Source organism: Streptomyces sp. UC4497 (assembly GCF_054871485.1).
The window spans coordinates 116,393-133,565 of sequence record NZ_JBTYHB010000003.1; the positions used below are offsets into that span (position 1 = coordinate 116,393).

General features: G+C 71.4%; 11 protein-coding genes. 2 read left to right on the forward strand and 9 right to left on the reverse strand.

The window, feature by feature from the left end:
- Nucleotides 1-8: 8 nt before the first annotated feature.
- The 3 genes from ACYSUO_RS05555 to ACYSUO_RS05565 all read right to left on the reverse strand — a co-directional run bounded on the left by ACYSUO_RS05555 (nt 9) and on the right by ACYSUO_RS05565 (nt 5,520).
- Nucleotides 9-1,145 carry a serine hydrolase domain-containing protein gene (locus tag ACYSUO_RS05555; protein ID WP_461774857.1) on the reverse strand — a complete coding sequence of 379 codons (1,137 nt, stop codon included), beginning with the start codon at nt 1,143-1,145 and terminating at the stop codon, nt 9-11.
- 81 nt (nt 1,146-1,226) lie between these two features.
- On the reverse strand, nt 1,227-2,642 hold the full coding sequence (locus tag ACYSUO_RS05560) for a hypothetical protein (RefSeq protein ID WP_461774858.1): 1,416 nt from the start codon (nt 2,640-2,642) through the stop codon (nt 1,227-1,229).
- Nucleotides 2,635-5,520 carry a peroxidase family protein gene (locus ACYSUO_RS05565; protein ID WP_461774859.1) on the reverse strand — a complete coding sequence of 962 codons (2,886 nt, stop codon included), beginning with the start codon at nt 5,518-5,520 and terminating at the stop codon, nt 2,635-2,637. The genes ACYSUO_RS05560 and ACYSUO_RS05565 overlap by 8 nt, the downstream gene beginning before the upstream one ends.
- A gap of 321 nt (nt 5,521-5,841) precedes the next feature.
- Here ACYSUO_RS05565 and ACYSUO_RS05570 point away from each other — a divergent pair, with 321 nt between their 5' ends.
- Nucleotides 5,842-7,098, forward strand: coding sequence for a lipase family protein (locus ACYSUO_RS05570; protein WP_461774860.1), 1,257 nt, complete (start codon nt 5,842-5,844; stop codon nt 7,096-7,098).
- Between the two features lie 47 nt (nt 7,099-7,145).
- On the opposite strand, the gene ACYSUO_RS05575 is transcribed toward ACYSUO_RS05570, so the two are convergent.
- The 5 genes from ACYSUO_RS05575 to ACYSUO_RS05595 all read right to left on the reverse strand — a co-directional run bounded on the left by ACYSUO_RS05575 (nt 7,146) and on the right by ACYSUO_RS05595 (nt 13,472).
- Nucleotides 7,146-8,585, reverse strand: a complete 1,440-nt coding sequence (locus ACYSUO_RS05575) for an amidase (protein ID WP_461774861.1) — start codon at nt 8,583-8,585, stop codon at nt 7,146-7,148.
- Nucleotides 8,586-8,610: 25 nt separating this feature from the next.
- Entirely contained in the window at nt 8,611-9,909 is a 1,299-nt protein-coding gene (locus tag ACYSUO_RS05580) for a purine-cytosine permease family protein (RefSeq protein WP_461774862.1), read from the reverse strand.
- 128 nt (nt 9,910-10,037) lie between these two features.
- Nucleotides 10,038-10,943 (reverse strand): polysaccharide deacetylase family protein, encoded by a 906-nt coding sequence (locus ACYSUO_RS05585; protein WP_461774863.1) that lies wholly within the window; start codon nt 10,941-10,943, stop codon nt 10,038-10,040.
- A 19-nt stretch (nt 10,944-10,962) separates the two neighbouring features.
- Nucleotides 10,963-12,141: a maleate cis-trans isomerase family protein gene (locus tag ACYSUO_RS05590; RefSeq protein ID WP_461774864.1), complete on the reverse strand. Its 1,179-nt coding sequence runs from the start codon at nt 12,139-12,141 to the stop codon at nt 10,963-10,965.
- Nucleotides 12,138-13,472, reverse strand: a complete 1,335-nt coding sequence (locus tag ACYSUO_RS05595) for an MFS transporter (protein WP_461774865.1) — start codon at nt 13,470-13,472, stop codon at nt 12,138-12,140. The genes ACYSUO_RS05590 and ACYSUO_RS05595 overlap by 4 nt, the downstream gene beginning before the upstream one ends.
- A 174-nt stretch (nt 13,473-13,646) precedes the next feature.
- On the opposite strand from ACYSUO_RS05595, the gene ACYSUO_RS05600 reads away from it, so the two are divergent.
- Nucleotides 13,647-14,321, forward strand: coding sequence for a GntR family transcriptional regulator (locus ACYSUO_RS05600; protein WP_461774866.1), 675 nt, complete (start codon nt 13,647-13,649; stop codon nt 14,319-14,321).
- Nucleotides 14,322-14,340: 19 nt separating this feature from the next.
- Here the strand turns inward: ACYSUO_RS05600 and ACYSUO_RS05605 are convergent, their stop codons facing one another.
- Complete coding sequence (locus ACYSUO_RS05605) at nt 14,341-17,172, reverse strand: NHLP bacteriocin export ABC transporter permease/ATPase subunit (protein WP_461774867.1); 2,832 nt, start codon at nt 17,170-17,172, stop codon at nt 14,341-14,343.
- Between the last annotated feature and the right edge of the window lies 1 nt (nt 17,173).

The window sequence follows — 17,173 nt, forward strand, 5'->3', positions numbered from 1 at the left end:
GAACGCGCTCAGGACGCCGCGTACGTCCAGAAGTCCCGCATGATCTGCGGCGGCGTCGGCCCGCTCATCGCGAGCTGCGTCATCAGCACCGTCACCGTCCCGGTCGACGGTGTGAGGTGGGCGGCGGTGCCGGTGCCGCCCACCCAGCCGTAGCGGCCCGGCACGTTGTACGGGTTGGTGCGGGTGACGTCGACGGAGCCGCCGAAGCCCCAGCCCTCGCCCTCCGTGAACAGGGCGCTCGCGGCGCGCTGTTCGGCGGTCAGGTGGTCCGTGGTCATCAGCCGCACCGAGTCCGCGGAGAGCACGGACCCGCCGCCGGCGAGCAGCATCCGGGCGAACGCCAGCCAGTCGTCGGCCGTGGAGGCGAGGCCGCCCGCGCCGGAGGGAAACGCGGGCAGACTGCTCCACTGGCCGTCCGGGGCGTCGACGAGCTCGGCGCCGCCGTCGGCCGTGGGTAGGTAGGCGCTGGTGAAGCGGTCGTGCTTGGCGGCCGGGACCTCGAAGCCGGTGTCGACCATGCCGAGCGGCTCGAAGATCCGCTCGGCGAGGAAGTCGGGGAGCGAGCTGCCCGTCATGCGGGAGATCAGGACGCCCTGGATGTCCGAGCCGATGTTGTAGAGCCATACGTCGCCGGGCTGGTGCAGCAGCGGCACCCCGGCGAGCGAGGCCAGCCAGGTGTCCGGCTCGGGGACCCGCAGCGGGTGGTGCGGGTCCATCAGCGCGAACAGCGGCTGCACGGCCGGGAGCGAGAAGTCGGAGGAGAGTCCCCAGCCGGCCCGGAAGGTGAGCAGGTCCTCCACGGTGATCGGGCGGGCCGCCGGGACCACGTCCTCGATCGGGCCCGCCGGATCGCGCACCACGTTCGGCGCGGCGAGCTCGGGAAGCCAGTGCGAGATCGGCGAGTCGAGCGCGATACGGCGCTCGTCGACGAGCGTCATGAGGGCCGCCGCCACGATCGGCTTGGTGATCGACGCGATCCGGAAGATCGAGTCGCGGGCCATCGGCGTCCCGCCCTCGGTGTCGGTGTGGCCGACGGCCGCCACCTCGACGCGGTCGCCGCGGGCCACGAGCCCCACGGCCCCCGGCACGGGCCCCTTCGACACGTGCGGGGTCAGGACCTCGGTCAGGCCGGTGCTCTCGGTCATCGGGCGATCCTCCAATGAATACGGGTGCCGTGGCGTGTTCGCGTGAGCGCGAGCGTACTAAGGAGGACCGCCCGGACCGGCTCAACTCATCGGCTCCCCGTCCCAGAGCGTGTCGTGCGCGCGGTGCGCGTCGGTGAGCCCGTTCGTGAAGAAGCGCTCGTAGTACTCGCCCTCCACGTGGTGCGCCTGCAACCAGACCCCCGGCACATGGATGGCGTCCGTGTGCGCGGGGAAGCGGCGGTGCGTCGCCAGGATGTACGTGCAGATGTCGCGGGCGCACTCGATGACGCGCTCGTCGTACTCGCTGGCCTCGGCGAGATAGCGCTGGCCGTAGTCCTCCTTGTAGATGCGGGAGAAGACGTCCTTGTCGCCGTACGTGCCGCCGGTGCCGAACTTCGCGTCGACGATCGCGTCGACCGCGTCCGACATGGAGGCGTGCGTGGGCGGGCAGGCCGCGGCGATCAGCGGTTCACCGGTCGCCGGATCGGCCAGGCCCACCGGGTGCGAGCGCAGATTGGCGTACTTGGGCAGCGGGACGTGCCAGCGCCACAGGTCGGCGAGGCGCCAGCGCGGCGTGACGAAGGTGAAGCCGAGCATCCTCCCGTACGTCTTCGTGAACTTGGGGTCGCCCATGGCGATCGCCGGGTTGATGGAGGCGTGGATCCAGGCGCCGAGGCCCATCGCCTCCGCCGTCAGCATCACCGTCTGCAGGAGCAGATCCGCCTCGATCTGCGTGCGCATCGGGCCGAGCGCGCCCAGCGGCAGCTTCAGGTCCTTGTTGAGGAACCCGTTGTCGATCCACTTCTTGACGCCCGCGGGACGGTACAGATTGCGGTCGTCGACAAGCGTCGGGCGCGCCCCGTCCGGCTGCGTGAGCAGATACATCAGGGCGTTGATGTACTGGTGCGAGAGATCGACGACCGGGAACAGGACGGTCGTCCCCGGCAGGTTGGACAGGAAGCGGTTGGAGTCCAGATAGGCCGGGAAGTCGCGCAGGCCCTCGGCGACGTCCAGGCGGTGGTCGAGGACCTTCACCTTCGACCGCGCGGCCCGCTCCACCAACGCCTCGGCGGTGAACGGCTCGTGCGGCGCCGCCGGCAGCCTGCGCAGGAAGTACGTACCGCTGTCGTTGATCAGGAAGAAGTACGTGCCCTGCGCGTTGTCGGGGCTGCCGGCCGTGCGGCCCGTCATGGTCAGGTTCGGCTTGGACATGATGGGCTTGCCGTCGCGCGGGTCCTCGAAGGGGCGGTCCGGCATCGTCAGGCCCGTCGAGCCGGTGACGGCGATCAGCAGCGCCTCCTCCAGCTCGCTCAGCGGCTGCGGCTCGTGCTTCGAGCTGTAGCTCATGGATCCGGCCGGCACCGACGCGCCGCGGGAGACCCGGTGGGTGCGGCGGCGCCAGATCGTCTTCAGGAGCGGGCGCGTGAGCAGGTCGTCGAGACCCCGGTGACCCGACGAGCCGCCCCGGCCCTGGTACTCGGAGGAGGTGTCAGCCATGCCCGCCGCCGTTCTCGGCCGGCGGCACCGGACGCCACGGAGCGAACGCGCTCGCGTCGCGCGGCAGCAGGCTCGCGAGGTCCGGGCAGTGCCGCAGGATGACGGACTTCATGCCGCCCTTCTCCACCCAGTCCATGCCGAGCGGCGTGTAGATCTCCGGGCGGTAGTCGACGGTGAGGAAGCGGTCGCTCTGCAGCCGCCGCGTCGCCATCAGGATGAAGATGCGGAACGCGGTGTCGGAGAAGCCGAAGCCGGTGGGCGGGTTCTCCGCGAACAGGCCGACGACCGTGTCGATCTCGTCGACGTCCCGGTACACCTCCTTGAGACGCGCGAGGGTCTCCGGCTCCTGCGTCAGGTCGTCGAAGCGGCGGATGCGCTCCTTGTGCAGGCCCGTACGGAAGTCGTTGTAGCGGGGCACGCCGCGCCTGCGGGTGCGCACCAGGTCGACCACCGACAGGTCGATGATCTCGCCCTCGCGCTGGAACTGGGTCAGCGACTTCGGGTAGTTGTGCAGCGTGATCGCGCCGGGGTGTGCGATGCCGAACGAGTAGAGGGTGTCCGCCAGGCCCGTCTTGCGGATCTGGCTCTCGGCGGCCGCGCCCTGGATGTCGTTGAAGCCGAGCGTCTCGAGGCGCTGCCCGAAGCGGTGCTCGCGCAGCTCGTAGTCGTCGGGGATCAGCGGGTGCATGCGGTAGACCGTGACGAAGTCCTCGGTCAGCGAGTACGGGGCGCCGTGGTGGTCCGGCATCGTCTTCGGGATGCCGGTCAGGGAGTGCGATTCGAGCAGCCACAGGCCCAGCTGGTTCAGCCAACTCTTCGGCGGGCCCTCCCAGTTGGTGCGCAGACCGATGTCGATGGCCTTCGTCGCGAGGATCGCCGGCGTCCACTCCACCGTGTGGATCTTCGCGATCAGCGCGGAGACCACGAGCCGCGCCGTGTGGTAGATCCGCTCCTCGCTCATCGACGGGTACTCGGAGCGCAGCGCGTCGCACACCGCGTTGTGCTCGCGCGCGAACAGGGTGTGCATCGCGCTGAGCCCCATCCACCAGTTGTCCTTGAACCCGGTGATCGGGATCCCGGTCCTGTCGATGGGGATGTGCCCGCCGTCCAGCAACAGGCGTGCCCCGCCCTCGGGTTCACGCAGCTGCTTCGCGGTGCGCTCGTCACCGCCGTACACCTCGGAGCCGTCCCACCAGTGCGAGGCGGTGTTCCCGAAGAGGATCGGCGGCTTGTCGCCGGGCAGTTCGATGCCCTCGTTCTCGGCGAACCGCATCATGCTCTCCTCGGGCCCGCCGGGCGTGTTGACCCACGTCCCGCCGCCCGGCGGCAGCGGCACCTCGACCGCCTTGCCGCCCTCCTTGTAGCGGCGGTGGTTGACCCAGTCGTGCACCTGGAACTGGATCCAGGCCGCCGCCAGGATGTTCAGCGAGGTCGCCGGGACGAAGCTGTCGCGCGCCAGCAGGCTGCGGCTGACCGTCACCGGGTTCGGGGTGTCGAAGAGGTCGGGCCGGTACACCGGCTTGAGGTTGCGGCCGAACGCGGCGCCCACCGCACCCATCTTCGGCTCCGACAGGTCGTTGTACGTGCCGTCGTAGGACCGCTCCGTGCGCAGCCGCTCGTCGACCGGGGCCGGTACCGGCTCGGCCTTCGGCGGCGCCTCCTGCACATCGGTGTCGATCAGATTCAGCTTGCGCAGCACCTTCCGCAGGAACACCAGGTTGAGCAGGCTCAGGTCCACCGGCAGCCGGTGCCACGGCACGTACCGGTTCAGGATGCGGAAGGCGAAGCCGAAGGGCGCGCCGAGGACCCGGTTCCTGAGCGGCTCGTGCGGGGTGAAGCGGGCGCCGTGCCGCTGCGCGCTGCTCGCCCGGTACGCGGCCTTGCGGGCCCGGTTGAGATTGCCCAGCGGGCGGAACCCGTCCGTGGTGTACCAGGGGTTGAAGGAGAGCTCATCGATCCGCCGGGCCGCCGAATGCGCCTCGGCCGTCGTGATGTCCTGGCTCGGTATGGTCAGCCGGGCCACGGGGATCGGCGGGGTGATCGCCTCCTTCCACTCCACGGAGCCGTCCTCGACGGGGGTGCGCCGCTCGTCGACGTAGCGCTGCACGCACAGGTCGAAGGAGACGTCGCCGCGGGCGAGCCGGCGCGCGAGCTCCCGGTGCAGGAAGTTCGGGTCGCGGCGGTCGGGGCGCGGCTCGGGGCCGCCGCCGACGGCGGGCCGCAACAGGAAGCGGACCGGCCCCGCCTCGCTCCACAGCATCGCCCCGCGGCTCCAATAGGTCTCGCGGGCAAGGCTGTTGACGGTCTGTCGGGTCGCTGCCTGGACGTTGCGGCGCATCCGGTTCGCGGTGCCGAGGCCGACGGCGATCGGCAGCTTCACGAAAAGCCCGAACGCCTTCTGCAGCGGATTACGGGCCCCGGCCATCGCCTTGGCGAAGGCCACGAACTCGCGGGCGTCGCGGGCGTGCGACACCGGGAAACCGGTCGCGAGCAGATCGTGGCTCTGCTCGGCCGACACCTTCACGCGCACGGCGATCCCGTGCAGGTCGGGCGCCCCGTCGGGGCCGCGCATGCCGCTCGCGTTGGAGAGCCGTACGGTCGCCGGATACTCGGCGCCGGGCTGGGCGAAGCCGCCGCGCAGCGCGGCCGGAAGGTCGTCGTTGAACCGCAGGCGGGCGTTCTCCACGCCGAGCGCGGCCTTCGCGTGGAAGGCACGCTCGAAGCCGGGGGCGCCACTGGCCCGCCGGTTCGCGACCTGAACCTTCATGATCTCTCGCGCGAGGCGTTCGAACACGAGGCGCTCGGCCTCGGGACTGCCGCCCTCGTACCGCTCGTACTGCGCAGGCTTGTAGGAAGCCTGACGTTCGTTCTCGGCCATCGGTTGCCGTCCCTGTCGGAGGTACGTGGAGAAGGTTCCTGAAGCGGGGGCACAGCGGGTCACAGAGGGGAGGTCAGTGACCGTATCGGCGCCGTCGTACCTGCCGCAGCGACCGTTCCCGCCATGTACGCGCGCGCGAACTCGACGGCGTTCAAGGGGGTTTGCGCGGGTCAGGGCCCGGCCCCCGTCGGGTGGGCCCGCACCGCGCGTCGCCCACCCCTCTCCCGCCTCACCCGCGGGCCGCACGCATGGCCGATCGACGACGCCTTGACGCTGTCGTGCGCCGATGGTGTGCTGCACAGCCCCGCTTCGGGAGGTGCCATGCGCCAGACGATCGTGCACGGACCCGCCTTCGCCGACCTGCGCCCCCTCAAGGAGGCCACGTTCGTCGAGCCGGGCAGGACCACCTTCCCCGTCCACCCCGAACTGCCCCGGCTGCTGCAAGAGGACAAGGAACATCCGGATCCGGCGGGCGTGCTCCCGCACACGATGGCGACCCTCGCCGCGTACGCGTACGCAGGTCACGCGCAGAGCGGCGACGCGGAGACCGTCGCGATGATGGCGACACGGCTCGGCCTTGAACGCAACCGGTGCCGCGTCTTCGAACAGCGCGTCGACGCGCTCTACATCGCGTCCGCGGCCTATCTGATCCAGGACGAGGACCGCCGGATCGCGATCCTCTGCTACCGGGGCACCCAGCCCGAGGACATCATCAGCATCCTCACGGACGCCGACGTCCGCCCGGAGACCCTCGCCGTCGACCTGGACGGCGCCGAGTACGCGGTGCACGCCGGCTTCTACCGCAACATGCGCTCCACCCGCTATCTCATCCTGCAAGCCCTGGAGCGGGCCGTGCGCGGCGAGTCCATCGACCCCGACGAGAAGGGCACCCGCGGCCCCGGCCTCGAAGCGCTCTACATCACCGGGCACAGCTTGGGCGCGGCCATGGCGGCCCTGATGGCGGTCACCCTCGTCCACGAGCCGCGCTACGCCCACATCGCCCGCTGCCTGCGCGCCGTCTACACGTTCGGCCAGCCGATGATCGGCGGCCCCGACCTGGCGCAAGCCTGCGCGGACACGGTCGACAGCAACGGCACCCATCTGCTGCGCGACCGCCTCCTGCGCTACATCTACGACCGCGACGTGGTGCCCGCGCTGCCGCCGCGCCCCGTCGGCCCCTACGCCCCGTTCGGCCGCGAGTTCCACTTCCGCAGGCCGCGCCGGGCCGTGGACGCGGTGTTCACGGCGGCTGCCGACGCGGCGGCCGAGGCGGTCGCGCTCCCCGGCGATCTCCTCACCGGGGCGAACCCGCTGCGACGGCTGCGCCGCATGACCGCGATCCCGGGCCGCGCCCGCGAGGACGGCTGGGTCGAACGGGTCGAACCCGCCCTGCCCTACCCCCAGATGGACAGCCTCGCGGGCCTGGCGGTCGTGGCCCCCCTCGCCTTCTTCGCGGCGCGCCTGGCACTGACGCGGACGCTCCCGTTCAAGTACTCCTTCGACGACCACGGGCCGGCGCACTACGTCAACGCGCTTGCTCCGGAAGGGGTGTTGAGCGAGTACGGGGATGTGCGGTAGGGCCTGTCGTTTGGATCAGGCCGGGATCAGGGAGCGGGGCCCGGTGGTCACACGGCCGTCGGCCACGCGTCCCGCCACGGCGCCGCCTCCTCGTAGGCCGCGCACACGTCCAGGAGCGCGCCGTCCGCGAGGTGCCGGCCGATCAGCTGCACGCCGACCGGGAGTCCGCCCCGCGTGCGGCCCGCCGGGAGCGAGGCCGCCGGCTGGCCCGTGAGGTTGGCGAGCGGGGTGAACGACGTCCAGTGGTCCGTCGGCACCATCCGCCCGTCGATCAGCTCCGGGCCCTGCGCACCGACGGGGAACGCCGCGACGGAGGTGGTCGGCGTGAGGATCAGGTCGTACGTGGCCATCAACCGGGCGACCCGGTTCACGACCGCCTTGCGCACCAGGTTGGCGTCGGTGAACTGCTCGGCCGTCCACGGGGTGCGCAGGAGCGCCGCGAGGTGAGGTGACATCGCGGGCCCGAGCCGGTCGGCCATGGCCCGCATGCCCGTCAGGTCGGTCTCGGCGGCGACGATCGCCCCGAACGCCGCGCTGTAGTCGGGGAGTTGGAGGTCGATCAGGTCGACCTCGGCGCCCAGGTCCTTCTCGAGGACCCGCGCCGCCTCGTCCGTCACTCGTCGCACCTCGGGGTCGACGGCGACCCGGCCGAGGTCGGGGCTGTAGGCGATGCGCAGCGGGCCGGTCGGGCGGCGCCGGGTCCAGTCCACGTCCGTGCAGGGGATCGAGTGCCGGTCGCGCGGGTCGGGGCCCGCGAGCACGGAGAGCATGAGCGCGGCGTCGGCGACGGTGCGGGTCAGCGGGCCGATGTGCTCGACCGACTCCCAGCCGGAGACGCCGGGGTAGCGCTCGTCGCGGCATCCCGGATACACCGGCACCCGCCCCATCGACGCCTTGAACCCGAAGATCCCGCACAGCGCGGCGGGCACCCGCACCGAGCCGCCGCCGTCGCTGCCGAGCGCCACGGGCCCGAGCCCCGCCGCGACGGCCGCCGCCGCCCCCGCGCTGGAGCCGCCCGGGGTGCGGTCGAGGTCCCACGGGTTGCGGGTCGGCGGGAACAGCGGGTTGTGCCCGGTCGCGCTGTAGCCGAACTCGGTGGCGTTGGTCTTGCCGAGGACGACGGCGCCCGCCGCCACCGAGCGCTCCACCACGATGTCGTCCTCGTCCGGCACGAAGTCCGCGTATGCGTGCGAGCCCGAGGTCGTACGGATGCCCTTGGTGGAGATCAGGTCCTTGACGCCGAGCGGGACACCGGCCAGCGGACCGGTCTCGCGGCCCGCCGCGATGTCGTCCGCGATCCGCCGGGCAGCGGCCCGGGCCAGGTCGGGCGTGGGCGTGCAGAACGCTCCGAGGTCCCCGTCGACGGCGTCGATCCGGTCGAGCACCGCGTCCGTGACCTCGACGGGGGACAGCTCTCGCGAGCGGATCAGTGCCGCGGTCTGGGTGGCGGACAGACGACAGATCGCCTCGGCGTCGGTGGGGTTCACGTGCGGGCCTTTCCGTTGTTCCGGTTCAGACGGTGGTGGTGCCGGCCACGTCGACGGCGGGCTCGGCAGGGGTGAGCCGCGGCGCCGTACGACGCTCGACCAGCACGTGGACGACCGCCGCGACCACTATGCCGAACAGCGGGTCGACGGAGCCGGGCAGGAGGTGGTGCGCGAGCCCCGCGGCCAGGGCGCCCGCCGCCCACGCTCCGAGCGCGCCCCACCGGTAGTCGCGGACGACGGCGGCCCGGCCCTTGCGGCGCAGGTACTGGTCGGTGATGAGCACCGCGCCGATCGGGGGCACGAACACGCCCAGCAGGTTCAGCCAGTCCACGAAGTGGCCCCACACACCGCTCAGTGCGAACAGCAGGCCCAGGGCGCCGAGGCCGAGCGCGAGCGGGCGCATCTTGGCGGGGGTGAGCGCGGCCCAGCCGACGGCGCCGTTGTAGAGGCAGTGCGAGGCGACGGAGCCGAGGTTGACGAAGACGAACAGCACCGCGAGCGCCGTGAGCAGCGGTCCGTGCCCGGTGAGCAGGGGCAGGAAGCCGCCGCCGTCGGCCGCGGGATCGGCCGAGCCGCCGATCGCGACGACGACGCCCCCGAGCGCGTAGGCGACGAAGTTGGCGAAGGGGAAGGCGAAGGCCGTGGCGGCGACCGCGCTGCGCCCGCTCCTGGACCAGCGGGTGAAGTCGGCCGTCATGGTGCCGGAGTCGGCGAACCCGGCGATGACGATGGCGACGGCCCCGCCGAACCCGAGGGTGCCGCCCACGCCCTGGTAGGTGAGGGCGTCGGAAGCCGAGGTGTGTTCCGCGCCGTAGCCGATGGCGATCGCGCCGAGGACGACGAACAGGGGCGTCGCGACGGCGCCGACGAGGGCGAGGGCGCGGATCCCGGCGACGGTGAGCAGCGTGTAGACCGCGCAGCCGAGCAGCGCGCCCCACAGCGGGGCCCAGCCGAGCGTGTCCTGGAGGGTCGTGCCGGTGAGGCCGATCTGGAAGCTGAACCAGCCGATCACGACGGTGGCGAGGAACCCGGCCGCGGCGAGCCTGCCCCGGCGTCCGAAGGTGTCGGCGGCCTGGAGGGCGAAGTTCTTGCCGGTGCGGCCCGCGTAGTGGCTGAGGGCGCCGACGTAGCCGAACAGGACGAGGTTGCCGACGAGGATCGCGAGCAGGCCGTCGACGAGGCCGAGGTTGTAGACGATCACGCCGCCGAAGACGGCGTTGCCGAGGTTCATCGGGAAGCCGAACCAGACGGCGGCCACCGACGGGAGGCTCTTGCGGGCGGTGGGCGGAACGGGTGCGTGCTCGTACTCTTCAGCGCTGGTCATGTGCCCCTCCGTGAGGGTGAGGACCGGTTGGTATACCGCAAACGCGAGTGAAGGTAGAAGCCGCTTGTTACGCGGGAGGGCGCACCGCGTTTCCGCCGGCGCGCCCCCCGTTGCCGCCGTGTAAAGGATCAGCGCATGTCGGCCGGGCGCTCCGTGCCCTCGAACGGGAAGCGCCGCCGGAAGGTGTCGGCCGCGTCCTCAAGCGTCACGAACGACACGCCCTCGTGCCCGGAGACGTACTCGATGAAGCGCTCCAGCATCAGCAGGACGTTGGGGCGGCCCGAGACGTCCGGGTGGAGCGTGATCGGCAGGACGGCGTAGTCCAACTCACGGTGCACCCAGTCGAATTGGTCGCGCCAGTCCTGCTCCAGGGCGCGCGGGGATACGTAGCCGTGGCTGTTGTGGGAGTGCTTGTTGAACATCATGGGCGGGAGGTCGTCGACGTACCAGTTGCCGCAGAACTCGACGAGGTCGACCTCGTGGCCGTGCACGAGCGGCTTCATCCAGTCCTTGGCGTCGGCCGTGTAGTCGATCTTCGTCCAGGAGTCGCCGACGCGGGCGTAGAACGGGGTGAAGTCCCGGTAGTTCTGCGAATGGTCGTACGAGAAGCCGTACTTGTGCAGCAGGGCGGCCGTCGACTGCGACATCTCCCACCAGGGCGCGACATAGCCCTTGGGGCCGCGCCCCGTGAACTGCTCGATCAGCTCGACCGACTTGGCGAGGACGTCCTCCTCCTGCTGCGGCGACATGTCGATCGGGTTCTCGTGCGAGTAGCCGTGCGCGCCGATCTCGTGGCCCGCCTCCACGACCATCCGGGTCTGCTCGGGGAACGTCTCGATGGAGTGGCCGGGGATGAACCACGAGGTGCGGATGGAGTACCGCTCGAAGAGCTTGAGCAGGCGCGGGGTGCCGATCTCGCCGGCGAAGACACCGCGCTGGATGTCGTTGGGGGAGTCCTGGCCCCCGTAGGAGCCGAGCCAGCCGGCGACCGCGTCAACGTCGACGCCGAGGGCTATCTGGATGTCCTTGGGCATGGGTGAACTGCTCCTCAGGTCAGGTGAGTTGGGCGGTGAGCTCGGTGGTGGCGGCGGCGAGGGCCTGTCGGTCGGCGTCCGTCCAGTCGCGCTCGCGGGTGCTGTGGACGGATATCCAGCCGGTGAGTGTGTCCCCGCCGTTCTCGACTGGCGAGAGCATCTGGGCGCGCACGCCGTACACGTCGATCAGCGCCTCGGGCGGGTGCGGGGCCTCGCGGAAGTGCGGCTGCACCAGCGCCCGGCGCTCTCCCTCCAGCCACTCGACCGTGTTCAGGCGGCGCTGGTCGAGCGAGGCGTCGCGGCGGATGGAGCGCACGCCGGGCGCCAGGGCCTCGCCCGCGGTGAGGTCGACGTGCAGCCCGTGTTCGGGCAGGTCGACACGGAACGTGGTGCGGTCGGCACCGGTCGCCGCCAGCAGCGTCTCCAAAGTGCTCTGAACATGTGCGCGCAGACTGCCGTCGCGCAGCAGCTGCCCGTGCCCGGACCACGACGGACGCGCCCCGGCCAGGACGAGCGCACGCCACAGCGTCGCGCTCACCGAGTCGAACACCGGGAGGTCCAGGGCCCGTTCGAGCCGGTCCGCCTCGAAGGCGCCGTACACGTTCGTGCACACGACGGCGACGGCCTGCGCGCCGTCGGTGGCCGCCGCCTCGATCTGGCGGGCCACGTCGGCGGGCGGGATCCGGGCGAAGGCCTCGTTGTCGTGCTCGCCGAAGGGTTCCGCGAGCACGCACTCCACGCCCTCCTTCGCGTACGTCGACACGATCGCGTCGGCCACGTCGCGGGTGTAGGGCAGGGCGAGGCCGAGCCTGCTCACCCCGTAGGCGGCGCAGGCGTCGAGCAGCGCGAGCGTCGAGGTCGTCGCCGGGATGCCGGTCTCCGCGGTGAGTGCGGCGGCCAGTGCGCGGTCCCGCTCGATGCCGAGCCAGGACCCCGACGTCCCGTTCCACACCAGGACATCGACCTTGGCGTCGGCGAGCTGCCGGGCCGCCGCGAGCATCGGCTCGGGGGCGAACTGGGCGTCGCTGCCCGTGTCGAGGGCGATCCGGGTGACCGGCACCCGCGCGAAGTGCGCGGTGGCGAGCCCCGGCGCGCCCTGCAACAGCCCGTACGTCACGGGTTCGAGGCAGGTGTTGGAGGACGGCGTGAGCATCCCCACGCGCAGCGGACGGCGGTTCTCGCTCAACGGATGATTCATCGGACGACGAGCCTCCTCGAGTAGTCGATGACCAGGGACGCGGCGGTGAACAGCAGCGCCGCGCCGACGAAGTACAGCAGCGCCCACGTGTAGGAGCCGGTGCCGCCGACGATGAAGCCGACCGCGATGGGCGTGACGATCCCCGCGATGTTGCCCGACAGGTTCATGGCGGCGCCGACCACGCCCGCGTTGGCGCGCCCGCCGAGCGTGGAGGGCAGCGCCCAGTACAGGCCCGCCCAGCGCAGGAAGAACAGCACGACGGAGAGCAGCGCGACCGCCGTCATCGCGTCCGGCACCAGGACCACGCCCAGCAGGCCCGCCGTCACGGCCGCGCCCGCGATCCCCATCAGCGTGCGCAGCACGGTGTTGGCCGCGGTGCCGCGCGAGCGCCAGTGGTCGGCGAGCCAGCCGCCGATCAGCTCGCCGACGAACCCGGCGCCGAAGATGACGAGCGTGGACCAGCCGATGGACTTGATGTCGAAGCCCTTGGTCTCCGACAGGTACAGCGGGCCCCAGGTGAGCAGCCCGTAGAAGACGCCGTTGAAGCCCATCCAGCCCAGGCACATGCCCCAGAACGAGCGGTACTTGACGTAGTCGCGCAGCTTCGCGGGCCGGTCCTCGCCGGGCGCGGCGGCGTCCTCGGCGGCGTGCGCCCGCTCGATGTACGCCGCCTCGGCCTCGTTGACGCCCGGGTGCTCGCGCGGGGTGTCGCGCAGGTACCGCAGGGCCAGGACGCCGACGGCCACGGTCACCGCGCCCGCGACGACGAAACTGATCCGCCAGCTCCCCGTCCAGGCGATGAGGCCGGAGATGGCGATGCCGCCGAGCGCGGAGCCGAGCGGGGCGCCGCCGTCCATGAGGACCGCGCCGCGCCCGCGTTCCTTCGCGGGCAGCCAGTGCGCGTTGAGCTTGCCGCCGGCCGGCATCACCGGGGCCTCGACCGCGCCGAGCGCGAGCCGGGCCGCGAGCAGCGAGCCGACTCCGGTGGCGGCCGCCGTGACGCCGGTCGCGACACCCCAGCCGACGCAGGCACCGCCCGCCATCCGGCGCGGGCCGAACCGGTCGATCAGCCATCCGCCGGGGATCTGCATCAGCGCGTACGTCCAGAAGAACGCGCTCAGGACGAAGCCGGTGACCTCCTTCGACAGATGCAGATCCTTGGTGATCAGCGGCAGCGCCACGGACACCGAGCCGCGGTCGATGTAGTTGAGCGTGACGATGCCGAGGAGGAGCAGGAACACCTTCCAACGCGTGCGGCTGGGCGGGGACTTGGTGGTTCTCGTGTCCGTGGCGGTCGCGTCGGCGGCCTGCGGCGGATTGGCTGACTGCATGGCAAACCCTCTGTTGACGGGACCCCGAAGGTCCACGGTCCGGACAGGTGGGCACGCTTGTGACGTGCAGTGCACGAGCTATGGCATACCAAAGAATGCGGATCGGGCCGTCGCCCGTCAAGGCGTTGGTATACCGTGAGCATCAATTCACGGGGAGGAAACGGGGGAGGGCGTATGGCACAGGCGGGACCCGGCGAGGCGGGCTGGCTGCGCGATCAGGTCTGCGAGGGCATCAGGGACCGGATCATCTCCGGCCAACTGCGCCCCGGTGACCGGCTGTTGGAGCGTGAAGTCGCCGAGGAGTTCGGCGTGTCCCGGATCCCGGTGCGCGAGGCCATCCGGGTGCTGCTCAGCGAGGGCTTCCTGGAGGCCGTCTCCGCGCGGAAGATCGTCGTCAAGCAGCTCTCGTTCCAGGACGTGCTCGACCTCTTCGACCTGCGCGAGGCCCTGGAGGTGCTCGCCGTGCGACGCGCCACGGAGCGGGCACAGAAGCCGCAACTGGCTGCGCTGGAGCGGCTATTGACCAGCGCGGAGAAGGCGACCCGCACCGGGAAACCGGCCCGCATCTCCCGCGCGAACACGGCCTTCCACCACCACATTGTCGAGATCGCGGGCAACGAGCTGCTCGCCACCACCCTGCAACCGCTGGAAGGCCGGATGCGCTGGCTCTTCCAACAGGTCGACGACCCGCACGCGGTGTGGGAGGAGCACCAGGGGCTGTACGAGGCGATCAGAACGGGCGACGCGGACCTCGCGGCGGACCGCGCCCTCCACCACGTACGCCACTACCGGGAGGTGGCGATGCGGGTGCTGTTCGGCGTGGGTATCTCAAGCCCCGCCGACGATTGAGGCGCGGAGCCCCGCGACGTCAAGCCATCTGCCGCCGCACCAGTTCGTGCAACCGCCCACCCGTATCCGCCAACAACTCCGCGGGCGACCCCTGCTGCACGACCCGCCCCGCCGACATCACGATCACCCGGTCCGCATCCATGACCGTCGACAACCGGTGCGCGATCACCACCCGCGACGCCCGGAGGGCCTTCGTGCTGTCGATGACGATCCGCTGCGTCTCATTGTCGAGCGCACTCGTCGCCTCGTCGAAGAAGAGAATCCGCGGCCGCCGGATCAACGCCTGCGCGATCATCAGCCGCTGACGCTGCCCACCGGACACCGCACCCCCACCGGAGATCATCGTGTGCAGCCCCATCGGCATCCGCTTGATGTCCTCCGCGAGGCCCGCCATCTCGGCCGCCGCCATCGCCTCCTCCTGCGTGAAGGACTCGGCGCCGCAGATGCAGTCGAGGATCGACCCGCTCAGCGGCTGGGCGTTCTGAAGGACGACGCCGCACTGGCGCCGCACCGCCGCCTGGTCGAGCGCCGACAGGTCCTGACCGTCGTACAGGACGCTGCCGTACGCCGGGGCGTCGAAGCCGATCAGCAGGCGCAGCAGCGTGGACTTGCCGCAGCCGCTCTCGCCGACCACCGCCACGAACTCGCCCGGCTGGATGGACACGTTCACGTCGTCGAGGACCAGCGGGCCGTCGTCGGTGTAGCGGAAGGAGACGCTCCGCGCCTCCAGGGCGCCGGTCAGCTCGCCCGGCTGCGTCGCCGCCTCGCGGACCTCCGGCTTCTCGTCGAGCACCGGCTTGATCTGCTCGAACATGGGCAGGACCGCGGCCGCCGAGATCAGCGCGCCGGTCAGCTGTGTCACCGACGTCAGGAGCATCGTCACCGACGTGTTGAAGGTGAGGAAGGACGCCGCCGACATGGAGCCGCGGGCCGGCCCCGCGAGCAGCATGAACATCACGAGTGAGCACAGCGGGAGATAGACCGAGTTGAGGACCGTCGTCGCGTTCTTGATGCGTCCTGCCCTGCGCTGCAGTTCCCGGGTGCGCGCGAACTCCTTCGCCCACGCCGCGTACGCGAAGCTCTCCGCGCCCGCGACCCGCAGCTTCGGCAGCCCGCGCAGTGTCTGGAACGCCTGGTTGTTGAGCTTGTTGCCGAGCTTCACCAGGCGCCGCTGCCAGCGCAGTTCGAGCAGTCCGAGGGTGAGGAACACGGCCGCGACCAGGACCAGCATGCCGAGCGCCGCCATCGCCAGCGGGACGCTGTAGAGGAGGAGCATGACCAGGTTCATCGCGCCGACCGTCGTCGACTGCACGACGATCGGCCCCACCCCGGACAGCAGCCGCCGGATCGAGCTGATGCCCATCGCGGCGCTCGCCAGCTCACCCGTCGAGCGGGACGCGAAGAAGCGCGTCGGGAGCCTCAACAGCCTGTCCCAGACGGCCGGTTGGAGCACGCTCTCCACTCTGCCCTCGATGCGCAGCACCGTGAGGTTCTGCAGCAGCATGAACGCCGCCGTCACGACACTGGTGACCACCACCGCGAGGGAGACCTGCGTGATGAGGCTGGTCTGCGCGTTCGGGACGTACGTGCCGAGGACCTGGCCGGTCGCGACGGGCACCAGCGCGCCGAGGACCACCGTGACCAGGCCCGCAAGGAGCAGCCTGCGGATGTCCGTCGTCATCGACTGCATGCTGAAGCGCATCAGCCGCAGCGGCGTCAGCTCGCCGTCGGGGAGCGGGCGGTAGAGCATGATCGCCCGCTCTTCGAAGTCCTCCGCGTTGTCCTCGTCGACGCGCGTGCGCCGGTCGCCGGCCGGGTTCACCGTCTCGTAGCCGCCGCGCCGCCACAGCAGCGCGACCGGGGCCCCGGACGAGGCCCGGTAGCCGACCAGCGGGCCCGCGTCGCGGCGCCACCAGTCACCGGCGAGCCGTACGGGGCGGGTGCGGAGGCGGGAGGCCGTGGCGAGTTGTTCGACCGGGTCGAGGCGGTCGCTGACCGCGCCCACGTGGTCGGGGTCGACGAGCCGGATGCCCGCCGCGTCCGCGACGATCTTGCAGGCCGCGTACGTGGCGTCGGCGCCCGCGTCGGCGGAGCTGCGGCGGCCCCGCTTGGTGCCCATGGACGCCAGCAGCGTGCGGTCGGCCTGCTCGCGGACGGCCTCGCCCGCCTTGATGCCGGCGGCGGCGCGGTCCTCGTGGGCGCTCTCCATGCGCTCGATCCAGCGGTCGAGCGTGGAGAGCAGTCGCCACTGCTGGTTGACCATGCGCTGCCACAGGCCGGTGTCGACCAGCAGATCGGCCGCCGCGTCCGCCGCGTAGGCGGACCCGTACTGCACGCTGCCGGGCGCCAGTTGCGGCCACAGCACGTCGTCGTCGCCGAGGAGGGAGTCGCCCTGTACGTCGTGCGCGCCGACGGTGCGTCCGTCGAGCGGCGCCTCGAACAGGACCTGCTGCCCGCGGCCGACGCCGAGCGCGAAGGCCTCCTCCAGCAGGCTCCAGCCGTACGAACCGGCCGCGTCATAGGAGGCCGGCGGCGCGTACGGCAGTTCGCGCAGCGGGATGCGGCGCACCGCGCAGCCGCTCAACGGCCGTCCCACGAGCGTGTGCTGGGTGCCCTCGACCGGGCCGAGCAGCAGCGTGCCCGGCTCCAGGCGGCCGAGGAAGTGCCAGTGCCCCTGGCTCTGCGCGTCCACCGCGAACAGGTCGAGTGAGCCGCCCGCGACGAGCCACAGCACGTGCGGGCCCTCCAGCGGAAGGCTGCGCAGGTCCGTGCAGTCGACGGGGGCGCCGAGGCCGCCGAAGGCCGCGACGACTTGGTCGGAGGAGGTGAACTCCTGGTGCAGATCGGTCATG

Bases quoted from the DNA above. Each gene is read 5' to 3' on its own strand.
- ACYSUO_RS05555 (WP_461774857.1), bottom strand. From the start codon at position 1,145: ATGACCGAGAGCACCGGCCTGACCGAGGTCCTGACCCCGCACGTGTCG.
- ACYSUO_RS05560 (WP_461774858.1), bottom strand. From the start codon at position 2,642: ATGGCTGACACCTCCTCCGAGTACCAGGGCCGGGGCGGCTCGTCGGGT.
- ACYSUO_RS05565 (WP_461774859.1), bottom strand. From the start codon at position 5,520: ATGGCCGAGAACGAACGTCAGGCTTCCTACAAGCCTGCGCAGTACGAG.
- ACYSUO_RS05570 (WP_461774860.1), top strand. From the start codon at position 5,842: ATGCGCCAGACGATCGTGCACGGACCCGCCTTCGCCGACCTGCGCCCC.
- ACYSUO_RS05580 (WP_461774862.1), bottom strand. From the start codon at position 9,909: ATGACCAGCGCTGAAGAGTACGAGCACGCACCCGTTCCGCCCACCGCC.
- ACYSUO_RS05585 (WP_461774863.1), bottom strand. From the start codon at position 10,943: ATGCCCAAGGACATCCAGATAGCCCTCGGCGTCGACGTTGACGCGGTC.
- ACYSUO_RS05590 (WP_461774864.1), bottom strand. From the start codon at position 12,141: ATGAATCATCCGTTGAGCGAGAACCGCCGTCCGCTGCGCGTGGGGATG.
- ACYSUO_RS05595 (WP_461774865.1), bottom strand. From the start codon at position 13,472: ATGCAGTCAGCCAATCCGCCGCAGGCCGCCGACGCGACCGCCACGGAC.
- ACYSUO_RS05600 (WP_461774866.1), top strand. From the start codon at position 13,647: ATGGCACAGGCGGGACCCGGCGAGGCGGGCTGGCTGCGCGATCAGGTC.
- ACYSUO_RS05605 (WP_461774867.1), bottom strand. From the start codon at position 17,172: ATGACCGATCTGCACCAGGAGTTCACCTCCTCCGACCAAGTCGTCGCG.